This window comes from Halalkalibacter nanhaiisediminis, from assembly GCF_007830185.1.
Classification (GTDB): domain Bacteria; phylum Bacillota; class Bacilli; order Bacillales; family Bacillaceae_D; genus Halalkalibacter; species Halalkalibacter nanhaiisediminis.
Genome location: NZ_VLKZ01000002.1, coordinates 318574 through 344596, shown reverse-complemented (window position 1 = coordinate 344596; position 26023 = coordinate 318574). Strand labels below are relative to the sequence as shown.

At 36.2% G+C, this 26023-nt stretch carries 26 protein-coding genes; 15 read left to right on the top strand and 11 right to left on the bottom strand.

The genetic code is table 11. The annotated features are described in order from the left end of the window. Nucleotides 1–29 precede the first annotated feature (29 nt). Nucleotides 30–920 (top strand): 5'-3' exonuclease, encoded by an 891-nt coding sequence (locus IQ10_RS04295; RefSeq protein ID WP_437177655.1) that lies wholly within the window; start codon nucleotides 30–32, stop codon nucleotides 918–920. Between the two features lie 67 nt (nucleotides 921–987). Here the strand turns inward: IQ10_RS04295 and IQ10_RS04290 are convergent, their stop codons facing one another. Next, nucleotides 988–2625 (bottom strand): ATP-binding protein, encoded by a 1638-nt coding sequence (locus tag IQ10_RS04290; RefSeq protein WP_144449245.1) that lies wholly within the window; start codon nucleotides 2623–2625, stop codon nucleotides 988–990. A gap of 197 nt (nucleotides 2626–2822) precedes the next feature. Here IQ10_RS04290 and IQ10_RS04285 point away from each other — a divergent pair, with 197 nt between their 5' ends. The 3 genes from IQ10_RS04285 to IQ10_RS04275 all read left to right on the top strand — a co-directional run bounded on the left by IQ10_RS04285 (nucleotide 2823) and on the right by IQ10_RS04275 (nucleotide 6033). After that, nucleotides 2823–3557 carry a LytR/AlgR family response regulator transcription factor gene (locus IQ10_RS04285; RefSeq protein WP_144449244.1) on the top strand — a complete coding sequence of 245 codons (735 nt, stop codon included), beginning with the start codon at nucleotides 2823–2825 and terminating at the stop codon, nucleotides 3555–3557. 308 nt (nucleotides 3558–3865) lie between these two features. After that, nucleotides 3866–5470 (top strand): sensor histidine kinase, encoded by a 1605-nt coding sequence (locus IQ10_RS04280; RefSeq protein WP_144449243.1) that lies wholly within the window; start codon nucleotides 3866–3868, stop codon nucleotides 5468–5470. Nucleotides 5471–5535: 65 nt separating this feature from the next. Beyond that, nucleotides 5536–6033 (top strand): L,D-transpeptidase family protein, encoded by a 498-nt coding sequence (locus IQ10_RS04275; RefSeq protein ID WP_144449242.1) that lies wholly within the window; start codon nucleotides 5536–5538, stop codon nucleotides 6031–6033. An 80-nt stretch (nucleotides 6034–6113) separates the two neighbouring features. On the opposite strand, the gene IQ10_RS04270 is transcribed toward IQ10_RS04275, so the two are convergent. From IQ10_RS04270 to IQ10_RS04260, 3 genes are all read right to left on the bottom strand, one after another. After that, a complete protein-coding gene (locus IQ10_RS04270) occupies nucleotides 6114–6545 on the bottom strand; it encodes a CBS domain-containing protein (RefSeq protein ID WP_144449241.1) in 432 nt (143 codons plus the stop codon). A gap of 206 nt (nucleotides 6546–6751) precedes the next feature. Beyond that, the gene (locus IQ10_RS04265) at nucleotides 6752–7981 is read right to left on the bottom strand and encodes an MFS transporter (protein ID WP_144449240.1); all 1230 of its coding nucleotides are present in this window, start codon (nucleotides 7979–7981) and stop codon (nucleotides 6752–6754) included. A gap of 120 nt (nucleotides 7982–8101) precedes the next feature. Then, nucleotides 8102–8575 carry a YusW family protein gene (locus IQ10_RS04260; protein ID WP_158639985.1) on the bottom strand — a complete coding sequence of 158 codons (474 nt, stop codon included), beginning with the start codon at nucleotides 8573–8575 and terminating at the stop codon, nucleotides 8102–8104. Nucleotides 8576–8738: 163 nt separating this feature from the next. On the opposite strand from IQ10_RS04260, the gene IQ10_RS04255 reads away from it, so the two are divergent. Next, nucleotides 8739–9794: a DUF3900 domain-containing protein gene (locus tag IQ10_RS04255; RefSeq protein WP_144449238.1), complete on the top strand. Its 1056-nt coding sequence runs from the start codon at nucleotides 8739–8741 to the stop codon at nucleotides 9792–9794. A gap of 42 nt (nucleotides 9795–9836) precedes the next feature. On the opposite strand, the gene ymzB is transcribed toward IQ10_RS04255, so the two are convergent. Then, nucleotides 9837–10196 (bottom strand): protein YmzB, encoded by a 360-nt coding sequence (gene ymzB / locus IQ10_RS04250; protein WP_144449237.1) that lies wholly within the window; start codon nucleotides 10194–10196, stop codon nucleotides 9837–9839. 164 nt (nucleotides 10197–10360) lie between these two features. On the opposite strand from ymzB, the gene IQ10_RS04245 reads away from it, so the two are divergent. Beyond that, nucleotides 10361–10987 (top strand): hypothetical protein, encoded by a 627-nt coding sequence (locus IQ10_RS04245; protein WP_144449236.1) that lies wholly within the window; start codon nucleotides 10361–10363, stop codon nucleotides 10985–10987. A 27-nt stretch (nucleotides 10988–11014) separates the two neighbouring features. Then, nucleotides 11015–12646, top strand: a complete 1632-nt coding sequence (locus tag IQ10_RS04240; RefSeq protein ID WP_158639984.1) for an S-layer homology domain-containing protein — start codon at nucleotides 11015–11017, stop codon at nucleotides 12644–12646. 34 nt (nucleotides 12647–12680) lie between these two features. Here the strand turns inward: IQ10_RS04240 and IQ10_RS04235 are convergent, their stop codons facing one another. The 5 genes from IQ10_RS04235 to IQ10_RS04215 all read right to left on the bottom strand — a co-directional run bounded on the left by IQ10_RS04235 (nucleotide 12681) and on the right by IQ10_RS04215 (nucleotide 16657). Beyond that, nucleotides 12681–13574 carry a diacylglycerol/lipid kinase family protein gene (locus tag IQ10_RS04235; protein WP_242009732.1) on the bottom strand — a complete coding sequence of 298 codons (894 nt, stop codon included), beginning with the start codon at nucleotides 13572–13574 and terminating at the stop codon, nucleotides 12681–12683. 147 nt (nucleotides 13575–13721) lie between these two features. Further along, entirely contained in the window at nucleotides 13722–14927 is a 1206-nt protein-coding gene (locus IQ10_RS04230; protein WP_144449234.1) for a nitrate/nitrite transporter, read from the bottom strand. Between the two features lie 162 nt (nucleotides 14928–15089). After that, complete coding sequence (moaC, locus tag IQ10_RS04225; RefSeq protein ID WP_144449233.1) at nucleotides 15090–15578, bottom strand: cyclic pyranopterin monophosphate synthase MoaC; 489 nt, start codon at nucleotides 15576–15578, stop codon at nucleotides 15090–15092. Then, nucleotides 15579–16166 (bottom strand): molybdenum cofactor guanylyltransferase, encoded by a 588-nt coding sequence (locus IQ10_RS04220; protein ID WP_144449232.1) that lies wholly within the window; start codon nucleotides 16164–16166, stop codon nucleotides 15579–15581. Beyond that, nucleotides 16163–16657 (bottom strand): MogA/MoaB family molybdenum cofactor biosynthesis protein, encoded by a 495-nt coding sequence (locus IQ10_RS04215; RefSeq protein ID WP_144449231.1) that lies wholly within the window; start codon nucleotides 16655–16657, stop codon nucleotides 16163–16165. Before IQ10_RS04215 ends, IQ10_RS04220 begins: the two co-directional genes overlap by 4 nt. A 171-nt stretch (nucleotides 16658–16828) precedes the next feature. On the opposite strand from IQ10_RS04215, the gene moaA reads away from it, so the two are divergent. From moaA to moaD, 5 genes are all read left to right on the top strand, one after another. Beyond that, the gene (gene moaA / locus IQ10_RS04210; protein ID WP_144449230.1) at nucleotides 16829–17851 is read left to right on the top strand and encodes a GTP 3',8-cyclase MoaA; all 1023 of its coding nucleotides are present in this window, start codon (nucleotides 16829–16831) and stop codon (nucleotides 17849–17851) included. Nucleotides 17852–17931: 80 nt separating this feature from the next. Further along, nucleotides 17932–19221 (top strand): molybdopterin molybdotransferase MoeA, encoded by a 1290-nt coding sequence (locus IQ10_RS04205; RefSeq protein ID WP_144449229.1) that lies wholly within the window; start codon nucleotides 17932–17934, stop codon nucleotides 19219–19221. Further along, on the top strand, nucleotides 19185–19724 hold the full coding sequence (gene mobB / locus IQ10_RS04200) for a molybdopterin-guanine dinucleotide biosynthesis protein B (protein WP_144449228.1): 540 nt from the start codon (nucleotides 19185–19187) through the stop codon (nucleotides 19722–19724). The genes IQ10_RS04205 and mobB overlap by 37 nt, the downstream gene beginning before the upstream one ends. After that, nucleotides 19705–20181 carry a molybdenum cofactor biosynthesis protein MoaE gene (locus IQ10_RS04195; RefSeq protein ID WP_144449227.1) on the top strand — a complete coding sequence of 159 codons (477 nt, stop codon included), beginning with the start codon at nucleotides 19705–19707 and terminating at the stop codon, nucleotides 20179–20181. Before mobB ends, IQ10_RS04195 begins: the two co-directional genes overlap by 20 nt. Then, the gene (gene moaD / locus IQ10_RS04190) at nucleotides 20174–20407 is read left to right on the top strand and encodes a molybdopterin converting factor subunit 1 (protein ID WP_144449226.1); all 234 of its coding nucleotides are present in this window, start codon (nucleotides 20174–20176) and stop codon (nucleotides 20405–20407) included. The genes IQ10_RS04195 and moaD overlap by 8 nt, the downstream gene beginning before the upstream one ends. A 61-nt stretch (nucleotides 20408–20468) precedes the next feature. On the opposite strand, the gene fdhD is transcribed toward moaD, so the two are convergent. Further along, nucleotides 20469–21260, bottom strand: coding sequence for a formate dehydrogenase accessory sulfurtransferase FdhD (fdhD, locus tag IQ10_RS04185; protein WP_144449225.1), 792 nt, complete (start codon nucleotides 21258–21260; stop codon nucleotides 20469–20471). A 568-nt stretch (nucleotides 21261–21828) separates the two neighbouring features. On the opposite strand from fdhD, the gene IQ10_RS04180 reads away from it, so the two are divergent. The 3 genes from IQ10_RS04180 (at nucleotide 21829) to IQ10_RS04170 (ending at nucleotide 25993) form a co-directional block, all read left to right on the top strand. Continuing rightward, nucleotides 21829–23073 carry an L-lactate MFS transporter gene (locus IQ10_RS04180; RefSeq protein ID WP_144449224.1) on the top strand — a complete coding sequence of 415 codons (1245 nt, stop codon included), beginning with the start codon at nucleotides 21829–21831 and terminating at the stop codon, nucleotides 23071–23073. A gap of 60 nt (nucleotides 23074–23133) precedes the next feature. Then, nucleotides 23134–23499 (top strand): Na-translocating system protein MpsC family protein, encoded by a 366-nt coding sequence (locus tag IQ10_RS04175; RefSeq protein ID WP_144449223.1) that lies wholly within the window; start codon nucleotides 23134–23136, stop codon nucleotides 23497–23499. Between the two features lie 136 nt (nucleotides 23500–23635). Then, entirely contained in the window at nucleotides 23636–25993 is a 2358-nt protein-coding gene (locus IQ10_RS04170) for an FdhF/YdeP family oxidoreductase (RefSeq protein ID WP_144449222.1), read from the top strand. Nucleotides 25994–26023: the final 30 nt, after the last annotated feature.

Sequence of the window (26023 nt, the reverse complement as noted above, 5' to 3'; positions counted from 1 at the left end):
TTTTAGAGATAAGGGAGTGGAGAGTTATTTTGAATAAAGATAGAGTCATGCTCGTAGATGGTATGGCATTGTTATTTCGGTCATTTTTTGCTACTGCGATGAGTGGTTATTACATGGTCAATAGTAAAGGAATACCGACTAATGCGATACATGGATTTATTAAACATTTATTTACAGCAATCAATGCGCATCAGCCTACCCATATTATTTGCTGCTGGGATATGGGGAGTAAAACATTTCGAAATGAGATCTTTCCTGACTATAAAGCGAATCGCGGCGAACCACCAGTTGAGCTAATTCCTCAATTTGATCTTGTGAAAGATGTCGTTGATGAGCTTAGTATTCCAAATGTTGGTTTAGCGGGCTTTGAAGCTGATGATTGTATTGGTACATTAGCAAGACACTATAGCAAGAATTCAGATGTACTCATTTTGACGGGAGATCAAGATATTTTACAATTAATTGATAAAAATGTTTCTGTTATTCTTTTAAAGAAAGGTTATGGAAATTATCAAGTGTTTAATGAAGGGATATTTTTTGAGGAAAAAGGGATTACCCCTCGTCAAATGGTCGATTTAAAAGCTTTAATGGGTGATAGCAGTGACAACTATCCTGGAGTAAAGGGAATTGGCGAAAAAACAGCCCTACAGTTATTAAAAAAATATGGCACAATTGAAGGGATATTGGATAATTTATCCTCTTTGACGCCATCACAACGCTTGAAAATTGAGAATGATCAAGAAATTCTTCACATTTGTAGACAGTTAGCGGCTATTCATTGTGAAGTAGAAGTATCCTGTGACATAGTTGAAGCACTTTATCAAATTGACGAAAAGAGAATGCTAGCAAAGTTTGAAGAGCTAGAATTGAAAAATTTAGACGGAATACTCCAATCTAGAAATTCAGTTATAGATGTGTAGGTATAGATCATTCATCATAAGAAGCAATATATTTAAAAAATGCTATCGATTAAGATAGCATTTTTCGCTATGAAGATTTTGTGCTATGAAACAGGGGTTTTTCAATTGGGAATAGAATCCAAAAAGTACTGCCCAATCCTACACTACTTTCTACACCTATAGATCCACCTAACTCTGTTACTAACTTTTGAACAAGAGCTAATCCAATACCAGTTCCTTCAATTAAAGAAGAATAATGAGGAGACCTATAAAAAGGTTCAAAGATTTTTGTTTGTTCTTCTTCATCAATTCCAAATCCAGTATCAGTAATAATGATTTTTATGTGATCATCTAATAGTTTGTAGCTCACACTTATTTGTCCATTTTGATGATTGTATTTAATCGCATTTGATAATAGGTTAAGAACAATTTGATTTAGTCGAAATGCATCCATACGAATGTTTGGAACTTTTGATTGGATCGAATGGTGAATGATAATGTTATGATTGTCTGCAGTTGGTTTAATGATCTCAATACTGTTTGAAACGATTTGACGTAAATCGACACTTTCAAAGTTGAGAAGTGGCGTACCTGTTTCAAATCGGACGAGATCTAATATATCATTTATTAGCGTTAATAAATGACGACTGGCTTCTAAGATTTTATTAACTTTGTCTTTTTGAAAGCTATTTAGTGGATTTTGTTCATTGATTGTCAGTACTTGAGCGAATCCTAAAATTGAATGTAATGGAGTTCTAAGTTCATGATTCATTAACGAAAGAAAATCAGATTTTGCTTTATTTGCTTTTTCTGCTTCATTTTTCGATATTAGTAATTGTTTATTGCTTCGTTTTAATTCCTGATTTCTCTCTTTTAATTCAGTGATTAGAAACAATCGTTCAAGTGTAACAGCTACTTGGTTGCAAATTTTCTCTATAACGAGTAGCTCCTCTTCAGTAAATTTCGTGCGCTGCTTTGAACCAAAAGATAATGTACCGATGAGCCGATTGTGAGAAATTAATGGATAACAGGCATACGCTTCAATTCCTAAGGATTGAATAAGGGCTACTTTAGGATCAACAGTCTGTTGAACATTTTCGACGATGATTTTTGATCGATTGCTGGCTACAGTGCCGCAAACAGCTTCTCCTAAATCAAGATGTTGTATTTCTATAGCTGTTTCATTTGAGATGCCTTGGAAATTCATTAATTTCAATTTTTTGCTATGCTCATCTAAAATGTAATTAAAATAGACATCAAGATCTAAATAATGAGAGAGACTATTAAATAATGTATCAAGAATTTTTTTCGGTTTTTCTTTAACAATTAAATCATTTGCTGTTTCAGTTAATAGGACAAGTGTTTTAAGATTTTCTTGAAGGGCAATCTCTATTTCTCTTTCATGCATAGCTTCTTTTATGAAAACAATGAAGCCTTTAGGAATGGGATAAACTTCTACTTCTAACTGCTTTTTTATATGTAAATCTATTTCAATCATGTATGAAGTTGGTGCGTTTTCTTTCATAGCTTTTCGTAACTGCTTTTCAAATGAAATAGGAAAGTATGTTGGAAGTACATTTTGTAATGGTTGTCCAATAGCTTCTTCCATGTGTAATTCCAGGTAATTCATTTCTGTAGAATAAAGGTACGTAACGTTCCCGTTATAATCAACAATAAAATAAAAATTTGTTGATGTAAGAGGCTTTAATTTAGAATGGAGGTTCATGAATAGTTCACCCTTTAATTTGATAGACCATGTTTATTCTACAATGGTTTTCTGGTATAATAATAGTGAAATTTTCTTCCAATACTGTTACATTTATAATGAAACTTGTATACTGACAAAAGAACGATCTTTAAAGTTTATTCAACATATCTGTGATTAGAAATCATAGATAACATACGGTGAAGCAGGTGTGTAATATGGAAAATTACAAAGTTATTATTGCAGACGATAATGCGGATTCTAAAGAAATCATAGCTGAATTTATAGAATATTTACCAGATTTTACGGTTGTCGCTGTTGCTTCAGATGGGAAAGAAGTCATTGAACAAGTGATGAAGCATAAAGATGTTGATGTCGTATTAGTTGATATTCGTATGCCTAAGTTAAATGGGGTTGAAGCAATCAAAATTTGTAAAGAATACGTTCCTGATTTAAAGTTTATCTTTATTACAGGCTATAATGATTATGCGGTAGAGGCGTTCACTATTTCAGCATTAGATTATATTGTGAAGCCAGTTGAAGCGGAACGACTTTATAAGGCATTAGATAAAGTAAGAAAAAGTAGTAAGCATACAGAAGGAATATCAAAAAGAATTGTAGAGGATCATAATAAACGAATCATTGTACGGAATAAAAAGCTAACGTTTTATATCCCAATCGATGAAATCTTATTTGTAGAGAAAAATGGAAAAGAAGCATTCATACACACTGTTGAAAAAACGTACATCACGTTTGAAACGTTAGATTCAATTGAAAAAAAATTAACACAATCGTTTTTCCAATCTCATCGATCCTATATCATTAACTTAAATAAAATTTCGCATATTGAAACATCTGGTAGAACTTACTTAGCTTATTTCCTTCGTTATGATAAGTCAGCCTATATTTCTAAACATAAAATAAGTACGGTCCAACAAAAGCTGATCATTTAAATATTGTAAATTCAAAAGAATAAAAGTCTAACCTCAGTTAGCATACTTAAGCATTGAGCGGTTATTGAAAATCACTCAATGTTTTATTTGTTGTGGTTAGACTTTTTTGAGTTAATGAAAGGGTTAAAGTTCTTTCTCAATAATACTTTGTATCATTTAGAAGGTCGTAAATATATGCTAAATGGGTGCAGATATAGATAGACATAGAGAGTGTATTGTCACTAGTATTGAGTGGATACGGGATTGCAAAAAGGTGTTAGGGAACTAAGTCATCCTATGTAAAACTTCATAAATGAAAGGGTGAAGCGATGGGGAATATTTTGAATTTTGAAAGTGTGTTATTAATCAATTTTGTGTTGATGATCGCCTTTTTCACTTATGACTCGCGGAGTATTTTGATAAATAATAAGAAGAATTTGTTGCACAAAAGACTTGCATTTTTCTCTCAATTATTGATAGTAGGACTGGGTACATATAGTGTTCAACTTATCTTAATGGGGTTATTTATTCCACATGCTTCTTTATCACTTCTTCTATCGCTTATCTTACTATATGTCATTTGGAAATGTGGTTCTGTTGTTGTTTGGAATCAAACGGATAAGAGAATGGTAAGCAATATCGTCTTTTGTCTGAGTATTATATTCCTTTATTTTTTTACAATCAACAATAGAACTCTTTCATTTAATATTGCTTATTCTTTTACACCCTTATCCTTTGAATGGGAAGGGTCTTTTTTACCTTATTTATTAGCCATTATCATTATCATTTTATTTATAAATCAGCAAATGATTCTTACTGTACAAGAAAAGAACAAAAGGATAAGAGAGACTGAGTATGAGCAAGAATTTCAACATTTGTACCAACACCCTGCAACTGTGGTGATTTCGACTAATCTTGATGGTAGAATCACACACGCAAATCAAGGCTTCCTCGTTGTATCTGGTTATTCATTAGACGAAGTGAAAGGAAAGTATTTACACTCTTTTTTATCTAGTGAAAGTAAGAGTAGGTTTGTTGAATTAATAAAAAACTTACATAAGAGCGATTCATTATCCCTAACAGTAGTCCTTCAATCCAATATTCATACAATTAAACAACTTTCCATTACTATTTATCCTATTTTAGCAGAAAGCAAGATAAAGGGAATATTTGTGGTTGGGAATTTTCATTCTGAACATATGTCTTTTCAAGAACATAATGGAAAGGCATCATTAGGTTCACACCAGTTTTTAACACAAATAAGTCATGAGGTCAAAACACCACTAAACAGTATTTTAGGCTATGCACAATTAATGAAAATGGATTCATCCCTCTCCTTAAATGAAAAGCAGACTGAACGAATAGATAAAATGATCAAATCAGGAAACCATCTATTACAGCTAATAAATGAAGTAATGAATTTGAAGAAGTATGAAAAAGGTCAATTAAATCTTTCCTTAGAACATATTTCGATTCATCAATTAATAGAGGACAGCATTCATATAGTAACCCCGCTTGCTTTAGAAAAAAAAGTTGAAATTATAACGAATCTAGACTTGAACCATGAAGTTTTTCTTCGTATTGATTCGATAAAGATGATGCAGGCTCTCCTTAATTTACTAGCAAATGCTATTAAATTTAATCACTATGAGGGAAAGATTGTCCTTTCAACTGAAAAAAAAGAGAATGATTTTCATATTTTCATATCCGATACAGGAGTCGGTATGAATGAAGAAGAAATGAAAAAAATATTTTTTCCTTTTTACCGGGCATCGAAATTGCCTAGTGATCAGGATGGGATTGGAATTGGGTTAACAATTTCCAAAAATTTGATAGAAATGATGGAAGGAACGATTACTGTTAAAAGCTCAAAAGACAAAGGGAGTACGTTTATAATCACATTTAATTGTAAGTGCGATATCGATCTTGATTAAGGTACACATATCATTTAGGCAGCTGTTGCATATAGTAATTTAAAGAACGATACAGGAGGTGAGTGATGCATCAGCACATTATTGGGCCTGGAGAGACGTTATGGACAATATCGGAGGATTACCGTGTACCTTTTGAAGCGCTTATCCAAGCAAATCAAATTACAAATCCCAACGTCATTTACGTAGGTCAACCTCTTACTATCCCTGGGTTGCCTGATCCAAGGAATCAGCCATACTCTATTCTCGTCTCACTCTCAAAAAAAACATTAACCTTGCTGAGAAATCAAATAATAGTCAAAGTATATCCAATTGCGGTTGGAAGAATGCTTCACCAAACTCCCATAGGTGAATTTATCATCATTAATAAAGCGCCAAATCCAGGTGGACCTTATGGAACAATGTGGATGTCTTTATCTAAGAAGCATTACGGCATTCATGGAACCAATAACCCTTCTTCTATTGGAAAAGAAGTATCAAGAGGATGTATTCGAATGTACAATCGTGATGTGGAAGAGCTAGCCAGAACGATACCCATTGGAACGCTAGTGAGAATTCGTCCTTAAGTATGAGAAAGGAATGAAGAAACAGAGAACCAAATTGGATCTCTGTTCTTTGACATATTGAAATTAAAATTGCTCCTTCATTATTTCATTTCATTTGACGGAAGAGAGATATTAGAAAGTGCTTCACCTGCTTCGTTCTGATAAATGGCTTCATTTGCTAAGTCTCCGATAGCAACCATTCCAACTACTTGTCCATTATCGACAACTGGTAAGCGGCGGACTTGGTGCTGAGCCATTAGTTGCGCAACTTCATGTACATCCATTGTAGGTGATGCGACAGTGAGGTTTGTGGACATGCAATCACGAACTGGAACACTGCTAGCTGTTCCTGCTGCTGTTGAACGTAACGTAATATCACGGTCTGTAATGATTCCGCAAATCTGTCCGTTTTCAACAACAGGGATTGAACCGACATTTTGCTGCTTCATTAAGACTGCAGCTTCTTGAATTGATTGTTGTGGACTAACTGTAACAACATTTGTTGACATTAATTGATTTACACTTTGAGACATAGATAACACTCCATTCATAATGTATTGAAACATTGATTAAGTTGCTCAATTTCTGCTAAATTATTCATCTTTATTGTTTACATTCAGAAGAAAGAGGATAATAAAATTAATAATTTCACATACTGAAATATAAGATGATTATAATAAAATAAAAACCGACTTTAAACAATTAAAATAGTTGCTTAAAGTCGGAAAAGAAAGCAAGGTTATTTGCTGTTCTCAGCTATCCACTTATCCGATGGAAGAAAGAACGTAGCGATTCCTAGTATAGGTAAGGATACGGTGAAAAGCATTGTATTTGTCAAACCGATCGCATCAGCCATTAGACCAAGGGCAATAGAGCCAAGGGCACCCATTCCAAATGCAAGTCCGATAATAAGTCCTGACACAGTTCCAATTTTTCCAGGTACAAGCTCTTGTGCATAGACAACGGCAACGGAAAAGCTTGATAAAATAATGAAACCAATTACAGCAATAAGTGGATATGCAGCGATTTCTCCAACATGTGGGAGGATCAGAGTAAGGGGAGCAGATCCTAACATAGATAGCATAATGATGTTTCTTTTCCCGAACTTATCAGCAAGTGGTCCACCAGCAAATGTTCCGATAGCCCCAGCAGCTAAAAAGATAAATAGATACACTTGCGCTTGCTGGATTGTTGCCCCGTATTGGTCAATCACATAAAAAGCGTAAAAATTAGTGATTCCTGCATGGAACCATGAGCGAGCAAAAACTAGGAAAATTAATAACGTAATTGCAAAAGTAACTGTTCGACGATGTAATCTTGATTGTTTTTTCTTCTTTGTAGACTCTTTTTTCACACTAGCTTGTAACCGTACTTGTTCTGAATACCAACGAGCAATATAAATAAGAAGACCAATAGCTATAGCCGCAACTAATGTAAACCAAATAGCCCCAAATTGTCCGAGTGGAACAAGAATTAATGCCGTAATCAAAGGGGCTAGAGCCTGACCGCTATTTCCGCCTACTTGATAAATCGATTGAGCTAAGCCACGACGAGTGCCAGCAGCCATAAAGGCTACCCGAGACCCTTCAGGATGAAATGTGGCCGACCCTAAGCCTATAAAAAGAACCGAAATCACCACAAACCAAAACGACGGTGCATAAGCTAAGCCAAGTACGCCAACGAAAGTAAAACCTAGACCAATTGGTAAGGCATATGGTGAAGGCTTCTTATCTGTATACATCCCTACTACTGGTTGAATAAGAGAGGATGTTAAGTTTAAGGCAAAAGCAATCAAACCTAGCTGAGTAAAGGTTAGTCCCATCGATAATTGTAAAATCGGAAACATTGCAGGAATAAGAGCTTGTATCGCATCATTTAATAAATGGACAAGACCAATGATCAGCAAGATTCGATACATTGTTTGATGCTGAGGTGAATTTTTTGTTATCTCTTTCTGTTGTACTTGCATGAAAATGGCTCCTTTTTTATCAATCAATAAATAAGATTATAGCATGATAAAAAGAGTACATTTAAAAAATTTCAACAAAAAACAAGAGCCGAATTAAAGCTCTTGTTTTTAAACAATAAATCATGATAACTGATCACGATCAATATCAATTTTTTCCTGATAGTCAAATTCAATATCTAAATCAAAATCTGTTACATCCGCATGGTTAATATTAAAATAAGTCAAAATCTGATCAATGATCTCATCTTCGTTAACATCTTTAGTCAGGTTTAGATCATTAAACATAAGTTCAATTTGCGATAAAGCTTCAGCTCCTCTTAAATTTTCCTCTCCGTCCACTGAATATGTTGCCTCTGTTTCAGCACGTTCTACTTCAAAGTCAACATCAACCTTGTCTTGATTAGCTACTTCAATCTCGAGGTTGAAATCAGTAATTTGTCCTGAGGATTGCTCTTCAGTTTGAGGTTCGTTTGTGTCTTGATTCGGTGTTTCGATAGGAGGTTCATTTGCCGTTTCATTTGGTACCTCATTGCCACAAGCTACTAAACTAATAGCTAAAATTAAAAATAAAATTGATTTTCTAATCTTTTTCATAATCATCTTCCTCCTACGATTTGATATAATTCATATTTGCCCTTTTTATACGTTTATAAACCAAAAACGCCCAATAAGAATGTTTATGAAAAAGCCATACACGAAAATGGTATAATAACAAAGTTGCTTCAAGCAAAATGTTACAGAAATTAAGGTGATAGCGATGGATTTTACAATTGAATTTTTATCTTTTTTTGTCGTTCAAGTAGAAGGGCAAGGAGAGCAGGCAGATAAACGTTTTAACCATTATCAAACGATAGATGAACAAGTATACATCACGAGCCCTCTCAAAGATTTTCTTGATGGGGAATTAATGAAGATTGCAAAAAGAAAAGTTGAAAGAAACCCTAAATCAGAACAAGTGCCAACAAAGATTGGACGCTTTATTGTTGAGCCTGGGTATGATTTAGATACGAATCCTAACTTTAATCAATTTAACCGGATTCGAATAGCGGATCATGCAGCTGCTTTTAGAAGCAGTAGTGAGGAGCTAGTACGAGCATATATGGATACAAGTGCCATTCGAGGTGGAGCCCTGCTTGTGATCCGTGCGAAATTCAATAAATATATGGATGATCCTTTTGTATTTGTATTAAAATGCGATTTCGAACAAAAGGTTGCTTCCATTACTGATGAAAAAACGATGATTCGTAATGTAGAAAGAGCAATCACAACGAAAAATATGAAGTCCATTCAATACCCCTACATGCCAGAAGAAGGCATGGTCGAAGAGTGGGAACTGAAAATCCACCAATCCTCTCATGCTCGCTACTTTGAAGACTTCTTAAAATTTGTCGAGTACCATCAATCAATGCCAGAGATCGTCAAAACACAAGTCATACAAATGGCCCAGCAACACATCGCAGAAACATATCAAGAGGAAAGTCCAGAACGAATCCAAGAGGAAGAATACATCGAAGCATGGTCAAACACACCCGTGCGTGAACTCCAAGAAAAATGGACACCAGAGCAAGTCGTAGAAGCCTCTGCACCGATTGTCGAGCATCAGCCAGAACTACCACTCAAGCTCAAACTCGATCATATAGACGTAAAGGCATTGCTTTCTGATTTTGGTGAATCTGTTCATATTGCCAAAGTGAACGGAAAGTATGTGATCATTATTGAGGGTGATTCATTTACGTTTGAGAAGGGAGTTTCACCTGTGGAGTTTTTGAAGCCTGAGCCCCTTGAGGAAGTGTTGAAGAGGGTTGGGAGGTAAAAGGAAGGAAAGGAGTCATCTATAAATAAGATGACTTCTTCTTTAATGAGGAGATAAATGATAAACGGCTTTTTCGGTATGTACATTGACCGCATTACCTTCCGTGGAAAAACGAAATGTCTCATCAAGTGGAATTTCAAATGATTGGTTTGGTAATGGTGAATCTTTTTCATTCCCATGAATTTCACCATTTCCATGTAGGATGAGTTCTTGGTGTGGAAGATAGTCATCTAACGAGGATTGTTTAGATTGACGTAAGGATATCGACTCAAGACTGATGGAAATCGTATCAAGATCAGATATATTTTCCATCCCAGTCGAATGTTCTCCCTTTTTGATAAATAACTTTTTTCCTTTTTGAGCCTCTAGCCATTCAGAAAATCGTTCTACCATTTGATTCATGATTAAATTACCTCCATACTTTTTATTATCTTTAAGTTAGTATGATACGTTTACTATTTTCTATGACTATTCCTCTTTGGCTTTAAAAATAAACGGGAATTTTGAATAATCGCTTTCGTATTGATGACACTACAAACGAATGGATCTTAAAGGTAGGTGTATTCATGTATGTTCGTTTTTTATTCATAGGAATCATGTTGTTTCTTGTCTTGGTGGCTTGTCAACAAGTTAGTGAAGACCAGATTACCCAGTCCAAAGAGCAAAGTCAATCATTTCAAAAAGGAAACATACAAAACCGTACTTTACAAAAAGAGGGTCGTTTTGCCAAGCAAAGCTTAGAATTAGATCAGGAAATGGAACAGGACTATCAACTTACATTTAATGATTTTAAAGAACGTTGGAATGCCGTATCTAAAGAATTAGCTTGCGATTTAACCATTGATACAGTAGAAAAAGTTTCAAATGAAAAATCCATTTATTATCAAGCAAAATTGAATAAGCAAATAGAACTTCAAGTGTTTGTTTCGAATAATCAAGTTGAAAAACTAATCTTATTATCGCCTATTACAGCAAATACATTTGACGTACTGGTTGGATGGAGGCAGATCATTCTAATGCTTATTCAAGAATCTGATTCGCTTGATATCGATGCTATTTTTCATGAATTGGGTGTTGAACCGAATGCAGAGATCGAATTGCATGAAAAGAAAACCGTTACATATCTTGGAATCGAGATGAATGTCTCACTAACTAATGAAACAATTGTCTTTGAAGCAAGCTATATCAATTGAATGGAGTTGAATGAAAGGAAGAGCTTTATGAATAGTCGAAACATATCAATTGGTGTCGTACTATTGATTGTTATTTTTCTCATGGGTGGTTCTTTTCAAAGTGCGCAACAGAACCGATTTAATATGTCATATATCTATTTTGGTTCACCAAGTAACTATGTAAATCAAGTGAATAAAACGAGAGGGAGTCTTCACACGGTTTCTCCTAATTATTTTGATGTTTCAAAAGAAGGAGAGCTTATAATCACGTGGAAGCTTCAAGAATCCTTTATAAGTGAAATGCACAAAAGGGGAATTAAGGTTGTTCCTTTTCTGGCTAACCACTGGGATCGTACTGCTGGTATAAACGGTTTATTAAATCGAGATCAAATAGCACGTGATATCGCATCAGCAATCAAACAATACAATTTAGATGGTGTAAACGTGGATATTGAAGGTATTGGACATGAATATCGAGATGCACATACTGACTTGATAAGACTGCTTCGAAAATACATTCCTAAAGACAAAGTTGTTTCCGTCTCAGTTGCTGCCAACCCAAACGGATGGAAGACTGGTTGGCATGGCTTTTATAACTATAAAGCTTTAGCTGGACATTCAGACTACTTGATGATCATGGCTTATGATGAAAGTTGGGAATCTACTGATAGCCCGATTGGTCCTGTAGCTAGTATTGGTTTTTCGGAGCGCTCGATTGAATATGCACTAAATCAAGGTGTCCAAAAAGAAAAAATCGTTCATGGAATTCCTTTTTATGGACGGATTTGGAAGCTAGACGGTCCAACCTTAGAAAATCGAATGATTACAGGTAAGGGACTCTCCATTACGAACGTTACTCCTTTAATGAAAGAATTTAATGGGCATACTTATTTCGATGAAAACAAACAAGCTCCTTATACTACATTTCAGATTCCAAAAGGAAAATATACGTTTATCGGTAGTACGAAATTAACGGAAGGAAGGTATCAAATTTGGTATGAAAATGAAAGATCGATTAAAGCGAAGTTACGACTTACGAATAGATATGATATAAAAGGAACTGGTTCATGGGCATTGTTACATGAAACACCTGATGTTTGGGATTATTATAGCCTTTGGTTAAATGGCCGTTATTTTGTAGACGTCCCATTAGGTAATTGGGCAGAGGGGAGTATTTATTTTGTGTCTGTAAAAGGTTGGATGAATGGAACAACTAATACAACATTTTTGCCAAACAAGAATCTAACACGAGCTCAAAGTGCAGTCATTCTTATCCGAGCATTAGGATATGGGGGACAAGTACCAGTATCTTATCATTTCAAAGACACGATTGGGCATTGGGCACAGAATGAAATTGAACTGGCAAAAGAGTTGGGTTTTTTAAATGGGGTATCGCCTGAACGGTTTGCTCCAAACGAACCTTTAACACGAGAGCAACTAGCAACCATTTTATATAATATTTTTCAATTTGAATATTCAGATCCAGAAAGTTCTCCGTTTACTGACGTAGCAATAAATCATTGGTCCTATCAGCCTGTAACGGCGATCTATCAAAAAGGTTATCTGTCAGGTTATGAGGATGGAACGTTTCGTCCCAAAGCTCCTTCAACACGAGCTCAAATGGCTGCATTGTTAGAAAGAATGGCTATAGAATTCGAAGATAGAAAAAGTAACCTTTAAAAAGTTAAGGTTACTTTTTCTATTGAATAGATTATCATTGAGTAATAAATTTCAAATGTTTATTTAAAATAGAGACATTTACTGGTGTTTTCAAATAGATCTCACCATCCATATCAACATCAAGTTTTTCATCTGTTTCTAGCTGAAAAGAAGAAGCTCTGATTAGATCAATGCCCTCTGTGTCTCTAGTCCAATCATCTGAAAATGCTTTGTTATACATATTTCGAATTAAATTAAGGCCTGACTCTCGAACTAAATAAATTTCTAGTAACCCATCATTCAATTTGGTTTCATTCAATTGTAGATTGGAGGTTCCTAAAAAGTATCCATTCATCGCTAAAATCATAACTGCTTCTCCTTCAAACTGTTCTTTATCGGTTTTTAATGAAAAGGAAAATGATGTTGCTTTTTTTAAAGATTGCAAGGCACTAATAAAATAACTAAACTTTCCGATTGAGCTCTTTAAATTAGAGTTAGTCGCTTCAGATGCCTCAGTTATTAAGCCTACACCGAAGAAATTAGAAAAGTAACGATCATTACATTGCCCAATATCAATACTCTCAACTTTTCCTGAATGAATGAATTCAGCCGCTTCAGTAATTGTTTGTGGGATCAAAAGAGAGCGTGAAAAATCATTACAAGTACCAGTTGGAATAATACTAACGATTGGCGGGTCTTCTAACTCCATTAAACCGTTTATGCATTCATGGACCGTTCCGTCACCTCCCATAATAATAAGCAAGTCGAACTCACTAGCACGCTCCTTACAATACCGTTCTGAATCTCCTTTTTTTTCTGTCTGTAACAACGTTAATTCACGGATGTTTTGAGCAAGATTTCCAACAATTTGATTCAAATTTTTCGATATTTCATTATTACCAGCATTTCCATTATAAATAAGCAATGCTTTATTATACATATCGATCATTCCTTTCATTCCAGTGAGAGGAGCTTTTTACTTACCTATATTCCCTCAATTTCTTTTCTTAACACATTTATCTTTATGCTGAAGGGACATTCCTTTTTATGCAAAAAAATAAAACGCCCGTGCTACACACGGACGCTTCGAAAGATATTATATTTTCACTGATTCTCCTGATATCTTCCAAGCTTGACGCCATGACGCCTGAACAACTAGAAGTAGAACGAGAGCTGCAATCGCAATAAGGGAGAAGACGATGAATCCACTCGCATATGTTCCAGTAATTTCTTTTAATGTTCCAAGAATATTCGGGAGGAAGAAGCCACCTAATCCACCTGCTGCACCGACAATACCAGTTACCATTCCAATCTCTTTCTGAAATCTTTGTGGCACAAGCTGGAATACGGCACCATTACCCATGCCAAGACACATCATACCAGCAAACAATAAGACGGTAACGAGAGCTAAAGGAGGCAGTAAGCTTACACCAAACATACAGATTGCAGCACCGATAAACAAGAAAGATAGTAATTTAACGCCGCCAATTCGGTCTGCGATCAAGCCACCAACAGGACGGAAAAAGCTACCTGCTGCAACACATAAGCTAACGAAATCTCCAGCACGAACATTCGATAAACCATATTGATTAACAAAGAAATAACTTAAGAAACTAGCAAGCCCAACAAAACCACCGAATGTGACGGCATATAGTAAGCAAAAGTACGCTGTATCTTTTTGCTTGAACACTTTGAAGTAATTTGCAATTGGCTGTGGTGCAGGTTGGTTTGGTGCATCTTTTGCTAAGAAAATATAAGAGAATAACACAAGGGTAAGAGGAATAAGGGCGATCCCCATCACACCCTGCCAACCATAAATTTCTGCTAACCTTGGGCCGAATAAAGTTGCAAGTAGTGTACCGCTGTTACCAGCTCCAGCTATCCCCATAGCTAACCCTTGTAAATGCGGTGGATACCAACGGCTTGCCATAGGTAGTGCAGCTGAAAAGCTTGCTCCTGCAACCCCTAAAAGAATACCGATTGCGTATAGTTCAGATATGTTCGAAGCACCGAGCCATCCCCAAAATAGAGGGATCATCGTCACAATCATTCCGCCAATGGCAGTTTTCTTTGGTCCGAAACGATCTGTTAACACGCCGACGACGATTCTAAAAAACGATCCACCTAAAATGGGTATAGCGACAATCATTCCAACCTGAGCTGGTGAAAGGCCATAATCTTGAGTGATATAGGCTCCTAAAGCCCCGAGTAAAACCCAAATCATAAAACTTACGTCAAAATATAAAAATGCTGAGAATAAAGATGGTGCATGTCCGCTTTTCTTTAATTCTGATAATTTCATATCAACCGCTCCTAACTATCTTGTTTTTCTGATAACTGAATTATTGCACAGTTCAGGTAACTTAAATAACAACCTTGGAAGATTAATTTACGGGGTTTTTAAGTTAGCATCAAAAAAGGTATCTCAGTCGTTGACTTTTTGAGATACCCTTTTATCCTTTATTTAGATGTTGGACGCGTTGTAATCTCCATTTTTTCCACCCGTTTTGCTCAGTAAAAAGGTTTCTTTAATGATCATACTTTTATCTACAGCTTTACACATGTCATAGAAAGTTAAAGAGGCAACAGAAACAGCAGTTAAGGCTTCCATTTCCACACCTGTATTTCCTTTACATGTCACTTTTGCTTGAATGATTAACTCATATCCATTATCAACTTGCTGATATTCAAAGTTGAAATCAACACCTTGAATTTGAATAGGGTGGCACATTGGAATCATATCAGGTGTCTTTTTAGCAGCCATAATTCCTGCGATTTGCGCAACTTGCAAGGGATCACCTTTTTTAATTTCGGCATTTCGGATCGCATCATATAATTCCTTTTTGATTAAAATGGTGCTCTGAGCAACGGCTGTTCGTTTGGAATCGTCTTTCTTTGAAATATCGACCATTTTTGGACGGCCTTCTTCGTTCCAATGGGAAAATTCACTCATCTACGTAATCTCCTTATTAATGATTTGTGTTAAATCTTCTTGATGATTAATATTCATAAAATCTTTCTGATCACTAGAAAAATGAACATATTTTACATTTGCTTTTTCTATTAATGGGCGCATGCTTTTTCTATTTTCAGCCAAAAGTTCTAACGCAATAGGTAAGCAGCTATGGTGATAGAGAGCAAGCAAAGGTTGTTCTTTGTCTCCTGTTATAGGAATAATAATATCATTTATTGATTGTTCAGCAAGCGTGCACATTTCACGAACAAAATCTGTGCTAACAAGCGGAATATCAGCTGCTAGGACAAAAAACCAATCCTTATCCTGAATGGTTCTCATAGCATATGATAGAGCATACAACGGGCCATGGTGACTCTCATCTTCTATGATGATTTTTGCTTTCATGTTTTTAAAGGAAGGAGCAAGTTGGTCATTTGTGACAATATAAATGGACTCAACTCCACTATTAAAAAGCGCATTTATACTATATTCATAGAATCGAACCCCTTTATACTCTTCAAACATTTTCGGTCTACCAAAACGAGATGATTTGCCACCTGCAAGTACGACTCCAGCCATACTCATTTTTTAACGAGTTCCTCTACAAAGTGAGGCATTGTCGGTAGGATCAATTTTTCCATTGCAAGTTTGACAGCATTCGTAGAACCTGGTAGGGCATAAATAGCCGTACTATCTATGCTTCCTGCGATTGAGCGGCTAAACATCGCTTTTGGACCAATCTCTTCATAACTGAGGCTACGGAAAAGTTCACCAAAGCCATCCATTTTTTTATTTAAAAGTGAAGAGACAGCTTCATATGTAACGTCCCTAGGAGAAAAGCCAGTACCCCCATTTAAAATAATCGCTTGAATTTCTGGGTCAACAGACCATTTTTTCACAATTTCTTGAATTGATTGCAAATCGTCTTTACTCATTTTATAGTCAACGATCGAATGATTTTTTAGAAGAAGAGATTCTCTAATCTGCTGACCACTACGGTCATTTTCTTCTATTCTCGTATCAGATATCGTTAAAATTGCAACATTTACATTAACAGAATCGCTAAAATTATGCATCTTAATTAATTCACCCACTTCTTTTATGTTAGAATGATGTATTGAACAGGAACTTTAATAGATTTCTCTTAATATAGTAACAGCTTTTTCATAGCTAACAACCATTTATTTTAGAGACTATTCTACGTCGAATGATGATATAGCACGATTAAAATCAACTAAGAGGAGGGAATGAGCATGGAAATCAGACCAGTTAGCGACAAATTTTCGCGTCCATTGCAAGATTTGCGTATTTCGATTATGGACAAGTGTAATTTCCGCTGTTCCTACTGTATGCCTGCTGAAATATTCGGCGAAGATTATGTATTTATGAGAGAGGAAGAACTACTTTCATTTGATGAAATTGAAAGACTCGTTTCTCAATTTACAAAATTAGGTGTGAAGAAAATACGTATAACAGGTGGGGAGCCACTCTTACGAAAGAATGTCGATCTTCTTGTGAAGCGTCTATCTGCTTTAGAAGGAATTGAAGACGTTGGACTTACTACTAATGGTGTATATCTTGTGAAGCAAGCTGAAGCATTAAAACGGGCAGGACTTATGCGTGTAAATATTAGTTTAGATGCATTAGATACAGACATTTTCCAAGAAATGAACGGAAGAAAAGTAAAACCTAATGTTGTTTTAAAAGGGATGGAAGCAGCAATTTCTGCGGGTTTGCTCGTGAAAGTAAATATGGTTGTGAAAAAAGGTGTCAATGACGAAGAGGTTGTGAAGCTTGCGACCTACTGTAAAGACAGAGGAATAACGTTACGTTTTATTGAGTTTATGGATGTTGGTCAAACGAACGGATGGGACTTTTCTCAAGTTGTTACAAAAAAAGAGCTTTTAGAAAAGGTATCAACGATTGCTCCAGTCGAAGCAGTAGATAAAGACTATTTTGGTGAAGTAGCCTCACGTTATCGGTATATTGGTACAACGACTGAGGTAGGTTTTATTTCTTCGGTTTCAGATACTTTTTGCGGTAGCTGCACGAGAGCGAGAATATCTGCAGATGGAAAACTGTTCACTTGTTTATTTGCTGAGGAGGGTTACGATTTCCGTCAATTGATTCGTTCAGGAGCATCAGATCTTGAGATTGAAAAGAAGATTGAAAACATTTGGTCAAACCGCACTGACAGATATTCTGAGGAACGTACCGAAGAGACAGTAAAGACGAGAAAGAAAATTGAAATGTCCTATATCGGTGGTTAACCAGGTGCAAGGGAATGTTCCCTTGCATCTTTAACAGTACCGAGTGATGTATAGTTGATGATGTCAAAGGAGTGAGTGTATTGGTAGAAAAGAGAAAGCCGATCCCTGTTGAAGAAGCAGTTAAGAAAGTGATGGAATTTTATATTGAACAAAAAAGTGAAAAGGTACCACTTGAACAGTCATATAATCGATTTTTAGCAGAAGATTTAGTTGCTTCACATGATGTTCCAGCATTTGATCGTTCGCCGTACGATGGGTTCGCCCTTCGTTCAGTAGATACAGAAAGTGCTAGTTCTGAGTCTCCAATCACATTTGAGGTAGTCGGAGAAATTGGGGCTGGCTACGTTTTTCGGGGGGAGGTTAAACCTTTTCAAACAGTGAGAATAATGACGGGTGCTCCAATACCAGCAGGCTGTGATGCTGTCGTCATGCTTGAATTAACACAAGAGGTTGCTGATGAATCAAAAAAGATCATGCAAATAAAGCGCTCTTTTAAACAAGGAGATAATATATCCTATCAAGGGGAAGATACGAAAAAAGGAACTGTGCTAGTAGAAAAGGGAACAAAAATTAATCCAGGGGTTGTCGCGCTTCTTGCTACCTTTGGTTATCATGAAGTAAACGTCGCTGTAAAGCCAGTTATCGGTGTTATCGCAACTGGTAGTGAACTTTTAAGTGTCGATCAACCACTTGAACCTGGAAAAATTCGTAATAGTAATGCCTATATGATCATGGCTCAAATTGATCGAGCTGGCGGAGAAGCGAGATATTTTGGTAAATTTAATGATGATTTTGAGGATTGTTACAAGGCAACAAAGGATGCCCTAGCACAGGTTGATTGTTTAATTACCACTGGCGGTGTATCTGTTGGAGATTATGATTATATGCCAGCGATCTTTGAGAAGCTTGGAGCGAATGTCTTATTTAACAAAGTTGCAATGAGACCTGGTAGTGTCACGACAATTGCCAAGGTCGGTGATAAACTGATCTATGGTTTATCTGGAAATCCTTCAGCTTGCTATGTCGGATTTGAACTGTTTACTCGTCCAATTCTTAAAACAGCTTTATTTAATAAGCAGCCGCATTTACGTAAAACGAAGGCCACTTTAGGAGTTGACTTCCCAAAACCGAACCCATTTATGAGATTAGTAAGGGGAAAGGTAGAATATGGTGAAAGTGAATTATTTGCATCACCATCTGGTCTTGATAAATCTGGTGTCGTAAGCTCTTTAGGAGGAGCCGATGCTCTCATAGTCTTGCCAGGCGGAACAAGAGGTTACGAAAAGGGAATGAAAGTTGATGTACTGCTTTTGGAAGATTTAGGAGGAAGTGAATGGCCTTGGAGCAATATTGTCCCGTCATACAGGTAGTTGGATACCAAAATAGTGGTAAAACGACACTTCTTGAAAAATTGATTCATAAAAGTGCTAAATCTGGCATACAGGTTGCAACAATTAAGCATCATGGTCATGGTGGGGAGCCCAAAAGTCAAATCACTTTAAAAGATAGTGAACGTCATGAAAAAGCAGGAGCTATGATGACAGCTGTTGAAGGTGGAGGCAGTTTACATATTCAAATTAAGAATCAGACATGGTCATTAGATAAGCTATTAACGTTATATGAATCATTTTCTCCAGATATTATTTTTGTAGAAGGATTTAAAAATGAGAAATATCTAAAAGTTGTCTTATTAAGAAGTGAAGAAGATCTTCCACTTTTAAGTAAAGTGAATAACATTATGTGTGTGATTAGTTGGCAGCCACTGCAGCTGAGTGAAAAAGATTATCCTTTTTTTAACATCAATGAAACTGACAAGTATATGCAATATATTTTACAGAAATTGAGTGATGAATATGGAACAACGTTTATTTGAAATCAGCGATCAACCGCTGTTGATCGAAGAGATAGTGGCAAAAGTTAGTCGAAGAGAATGTGGGGCTATTAGTACGTTTATTGGTACCGTACGAGAATTAACCCACGGAAAACGAACGCTTAAGCTTGAATATCAGGCATATATTCCAATGGCTATTAAAACCCTAGAACAAATTGGGGAAGAAGTACGAAAGAAGTGGCCAGGTTCTACGATTGCTATTACGCATCGAATTGGAACTCTCGATATTTCAGAAATTGCTGTTATAATAGCCGTATCAACGCCTCACCGTAAGGCGGCGTATGAAGCGAACGAATATGCAATGGAACGTATTAAGCAAATTGTTCCGATTTGGAAAAAAGAGTTTTGGGAAGACGGAACAAAGTGGATTGGTGATCAACTTGAAAAGACTCCTTATCCAGACGGCGCACCAAAGATAGGAGAGGACAAAGATGATTAAAATATTATTATTTGCAGAGCTTCAAGAGCAAGCAGGAGTCGATCAACTCGAGGCTGAAAAAGCAGGTATAACGGTAAGTGAATTAAAATCTTGGCTTCAAGATGCATATAAGCTGACGGCACTTTCTAATGCAATGCCAGCAATTAATGAGAATTATGCGGATGACCAAGACGTTTTAAAAGATGGTGATGTGATTGCTTTTATTCCGCCAGTAAGTGGGGGCTAAAAGTATTCATATAATAAAATAAGGGGAGACTCAAACAGTGAGTCTCCCCTTATTGTGAAGATTAATCTAGAACGATTCTTTCAGGATGAGAATAAACATTAAATGAAGTGCCACGAATAAAACCAACTGCTGTAATATTTAAATCCTCAGCTAGTTTAATGGCCAAATCTGTTGGTGCAGACTTAGACAATACGATACCAACACCAATTTTAGCTGCTTTCGTCAATACTTCCGAAGAAATTCTCCCACTAAATACAAGAACCTTATCTCTTACTGGAATGCCGTTTATTAGACAATATCCATAAAGCTTATCTAAAGCGTTATGTCTTCCAATATCAGAACGACTGACAAAAATACCTTCATCAGTACCAAGTGCCGCGTTATGTACACCACCAGTGTTTTTAAAAACAACACTATCTTCTTGCATGCTGTTCATCAACTGAATACATTGTTCTGCTGTAATCGTCGCTTTTGACATCGATGTTTTTACCGTTTGAACGTCATTTTGAAAGTAGAATTGTCTACTTTTTCCACAACATGAACCAATAAAGCGTTTAGAAAAAAGCTGTTGATTTTTTACTGTTTTAGAATGTAACTCAACATATGCAAATCCACGCTCTGAATCGATGGTTAATTCTTTAATTTCTTTTTTAAAAAGAATAACCCCTTCTGATGCTAGGAAGCCAATAACCATTTCTTCAAAATTAGTTGGGCTACATACCATTGTTGCAAATTCTTCGTTATTCACATAGACTGTCAGTGGAAATTCGGTTACAACTTGATCTTCGACTTCGTTTAGAGCTCCATTACTGTATTTTACTATTTTTCTCTCAATACTTAAATTCTCAGACAAAAAAGCTCCCCCATTCTATCAGTCAATTATAGCTTCTAACAAAGAGAATCTTAATTCTCAATTGATTAAAATATAAACACAAATTTATGAGAGTGACAAGTTAAGTTTGTTGAAATATGAGAGCGCAAGTAAAAAAATGTGATTTTTATTAACTTAATTATATAAATATATTGAAATTGTGAACAAAAAGAGGTATGATTTAAACGTATTCATAAAGTTGTAACATTTAAGGCTTGAGATAGCGAACCTGTCATCAGTTTTATGTGTTATATCTGTAAGCGATTACTGTTGGTGTGAAAGTAGCGAAACCTGCTTGAAACTAATCGTCGCACTTTTTTTGAACATAGAAATGCGTGCTTTTATTTCTATTTATTCAAAAAAAGGTTAGCGTCGTTTTTTTTGTGCTTATATGTAAGTTCTATGCAACAGGATAGGCGCACTTGCCCACAGGACGTGAGCAAAGTTAGCGAAGTATCCATTCTAATTTACATATAAGGGCAATGAAAGCTTATGCAAGTTATGATTGGGATCAAGCTGAATTTCTTATTTAGAAAAAGGGGGAACAATAATGGGTAAAACAAAAAATCGCTGGCTGATTGCATTAGCAGCAGTCGGGATCCATATTTCGATTGGATCTGTTTATGCATGGAGTGTGTTCACAAATCCAATTCAGGAGCAGTTTGGATGGGATTTAAGTGCAGTACAATTAACATTTAGTATTGCCATCGTCTTTTTAGGTCTTTCTGCAGCATTTATGGGTCACTTTGTTGAAAAATATGGACCGCGTAAGTCAGGATTAGTGGCTGCAATATTTTTTGGGGCTGGTCTAATAGGGGCTGGCTTTGCGATTAACATGGAATCAATTGGTTTACTTTACTTTACATATGGTGCACTTGGAGGAATTGGTCTAGGAGTTGGATACATAACACCAGTATCAACACTCATTAAATGGTTCCCAGATCGTCGTGGTCTTGCAACAGGACTTGCGATTATGGGTTTTGGTTTTTCAGCGATGATTGCAAGCCCAATAATGGCAAACTTAATTGGTTCAGTGGGACTTGCAAACACATTCTTTACTTTAGGAATTGTCTACTTTATTGTGATGATCTGTTCTGCTCTTTATCTTGAAAGACCACCAGCAGGTTACATGGAAGATTTCAAAACGGATGGTAAAAAAGTGTCTGCTGATTTATCGCAGTTATCAGCAAATGAAGCGATTAAGACAAGACGTTTCTGGTATTTATGGGTCATGCTGTTTATTAATGTTACATGTGGTATTGCGATCCTATCAGTTGCCTCACCTATGGCACAAGAGATTGCGGGACTTTCTGCAGCTGCAGCTGCAACAATGGTTGGACTTATGGGAGTCTTTAATGGTTTAGGGCGAATTGGTTGGGCATCTATTTCTGATTATCTTGGACGTCCGAACGTTTATACAGCATTTTTCATTATTCAAATTGCGTCATTCTTTGTGTTACCAAGTATCACACACGCTATTTTATTCCAAGCGGTATTGTTCTTAATCTTAACTTGTTATGGCGGTGGTTTCGCATCTGTTCCTGCTTATATTGGAGACCTATTTGGAACAAAACAACTTGGTGCTATCCATGGATATATTTTAACAGCTTGGGCAGCAGCTGGAGTAGCAGGTCCAATTATTGCAGCGTGGGTTCGTGAAACGACAAATAGTTATGCTGGGACATTATATATCTTTGGGTTCATGTTCATTGTTGCGCTAATTGTTTCATTAGTTATTCGTATTGATATTAAGCAACTTAGAGCCCAAAACGAATTAAAAGACTTAGCAAGTTAGTTGACTTTTATCACAACTACTAATACGATTTTAGTAGTAAATGATAAAAGAGGTAGAAAAATGAACAAATATGAAGCGGAGTTTAGTAATCTTGTAAGGTCTTTTCGTAAGAAGCATATGGGAAAAGGTCCAAGTAAAATCAGTACGACATTTTGTAAGAAATGGGCGATATGTGAAATGGAAGGGAATCTCTCTCCTATTGAAAAATTTATCGCATCTGCTGATGAAGGAAAACAGATGCTCCGAGCTGCACGAACAGAAATGGTAAAAGATATGTATCGCAAAACACCTCCAGTTGAGATGGAAGAGTTTTTGCAATGTAAATTCGTTGACCTATTTGTTGATATTGATATCGAACGAGATTTTGGTATCTCAATCTTTGTTTTTGATGAAGATATCGAAGAAAAATTCAGTAAAAATCTATAATTGGTTTGGTACTTCGTAGCGATCCTGCAAAAGACTAACCACCGTTGCCTTTTTCTTAGGAAAAGTGTACGGTGGTTTTTTTACAGAAAAATACAACATATGATTAAGTATGAAATTTCACTAAGGAGTGATTAAATTGGGTAAAACAAAACATTCTGGTCCTATTAAATTACCGAGCGCACCAGCACCTAAACTATGGGTAAGTAAAGTTCCTTTTGGGTTAGGTAAAGTAAAACCTAAACATATTCGAGATACAATGAAAGTCGTTTGGGATAATAAAGATAATTTAAATTATGCGAAAAATATCATTACGCAAGGTGTTTGTGATGGTTGTGCGTTAGGGGTTTCAGGTTTGTATGATCAAACGTTAGCTGGACCTCACGTTTGTACAACTCGTTTAAATGTATTACGTCTTAACACAATGCCTGCTATGAAAGAAGAAATTGTTCATGCAGATATTGATGAATTGCGTAAATATTCAAGTGCAGAGCTACGTAAATTAGGACGCATCCCGTATCCATTAATTCGTAGACCAGGGGAAAGAAAGTTTTCACGTATTGAGTGGGACGAAGCAATGGACATGATTGCTGATAAATATAAACAATTAGATCCTAAAAACACTGCGTTTTTCTTAACTTCTAGAGGGATTACAAATGAATCCTATTATGTAGCTGGAAAAGTTGCTAGATTCTTAGGTACGAATAACGTTGATAATGCATCTCGTATTTGTCATTCGCCTTCAAAGACTGCACTTAAGCGTTCTGTAGGAATTGGGGCATCTAGCGCTAATTATAAAGACTGGATTGGTTCAGACGTTGTAGTATTCTGGGGATCTGTTGCGGCTAATAACCAACCTGTTTCGACCAAGTATATGTATGCTGCAAAAAGAAAAGGAACAAAAATTATTGTCATCAACCCATATCGTGAGCCAGCAATGGAAAACTATTGGATTCCATCAGTAGGGGAATCTGCTCTATTTGGTACGAAGCTTGCGGATGATTTCTATCAAGTAAACATTGGTGGAGACATTGCCTTCATGCAAGGGATTATGAAGTACTGGTTTGAGATGGAAGAAGCAAAAGCCGGTTCTGCAATTGACCATGCTTTCGTAAAAGAACACGTTAATAATTACGAAGAATTAAAAGTGAAAGTACAACAAGAATCTTGGGAAACTATCGAAAAATCATCTGGTGTTAAAAAAGACCGTATTGGTGAACTAGCAACATTACTTGCTCATAGTAAATCAGGTGTGTTTGTTTGGTCATTAGGATTAACAATGCACACGTTTGCTTCTGATAACATCTCTCAAGTTGCAAACCTAGCATTACTGCGTGGTTTCTTAGGCCGTGAACACTGTGGTCTTATGCCAATCCGCGGACACTCTAGTGTACAAGGTAGTGGTGAAATGGGATGTGATCCATTCGTTCTTCCAGGTGGAGATTTTGAACCGATAAATATTGAGCGCATTGAAAAGCTATGGAACTTTGAATTACCAAAATGGCAAGGAGATGTTCTTGGTGTATCATTAGAGAATATTTTACTACCTGAGGATCATGAGCGTAAAATTAAAATGTACTATTTATCCGGCGGTAACTTCTTAGAAACAATGCCTGATCCAAACTTTGTAGAAAAAGCATTGTCTGAACTTGAAATTCGTGTTCACCAAGATATTATTTTCAATACATCTACACTTGTTGATGCGAAGGAAGCGGTTATCGTTCTTCCAGCTAAGACTCGTTATGAACAAGATGGTGGTGGAACCTCTACTTCAACGGAACGTATGGTTTATTTCTCTCCGACAATCGATGGAAATAAACAAGTGATCGAAGAAGCTCGTTCAGAATGGCAAATTTATATCGACCTTGCAAAACGAGTAAATCCAGAAGAAGCTCATCTAGTTGATTTTAAAGATGGTCAAGCGATTCGCGATGAAATTGCTCTAGCAAACCCGAACTACGATGGCATTCAACATTTGAAAAATCAAGGTGATGTTTTCCAATGGGGTGGTGCTTGGTTATGTGAAGATGGTATTTGCCCAACTCCAGATGGCAAAGGTAACTTAATTCCAGTTGATATCCCAGATTTAAATAAAGCAGCTGGAGATTTCTATGTAACGACTAGACGCGGTAAGCAGTTCAACTCCATGGTTTATAGTGAGTATGACTCATTTAACGGAGCTGATCGTTATGATGTATTAATGAATGCTGAAGATGCGAAAAATCTTAATATTGCTGAACGTGACTCTGTCGTTGTTTATAACCAACATGGTGTGTTCACAGGAAATGCTAGGTTTGTAGATATTGCAAAAGGAAATGTAGAAGTCCATTTCCCAGAAGGAAACTTCTTACTTCCAAAAGGTGTTTATGAAAAGCTAGCTAAAATTCCAAGTTATAACGTTGCTGTTAAAGTAGAAAAAGCAGATCGTTTTAACGCTCGTAAAGATACACAGTATCTTGAAAAGCGTGTAGATGATCTAGAAATGACAGCTGATTAATAATCATTTGCAACCTGAGCCATAGTTTTA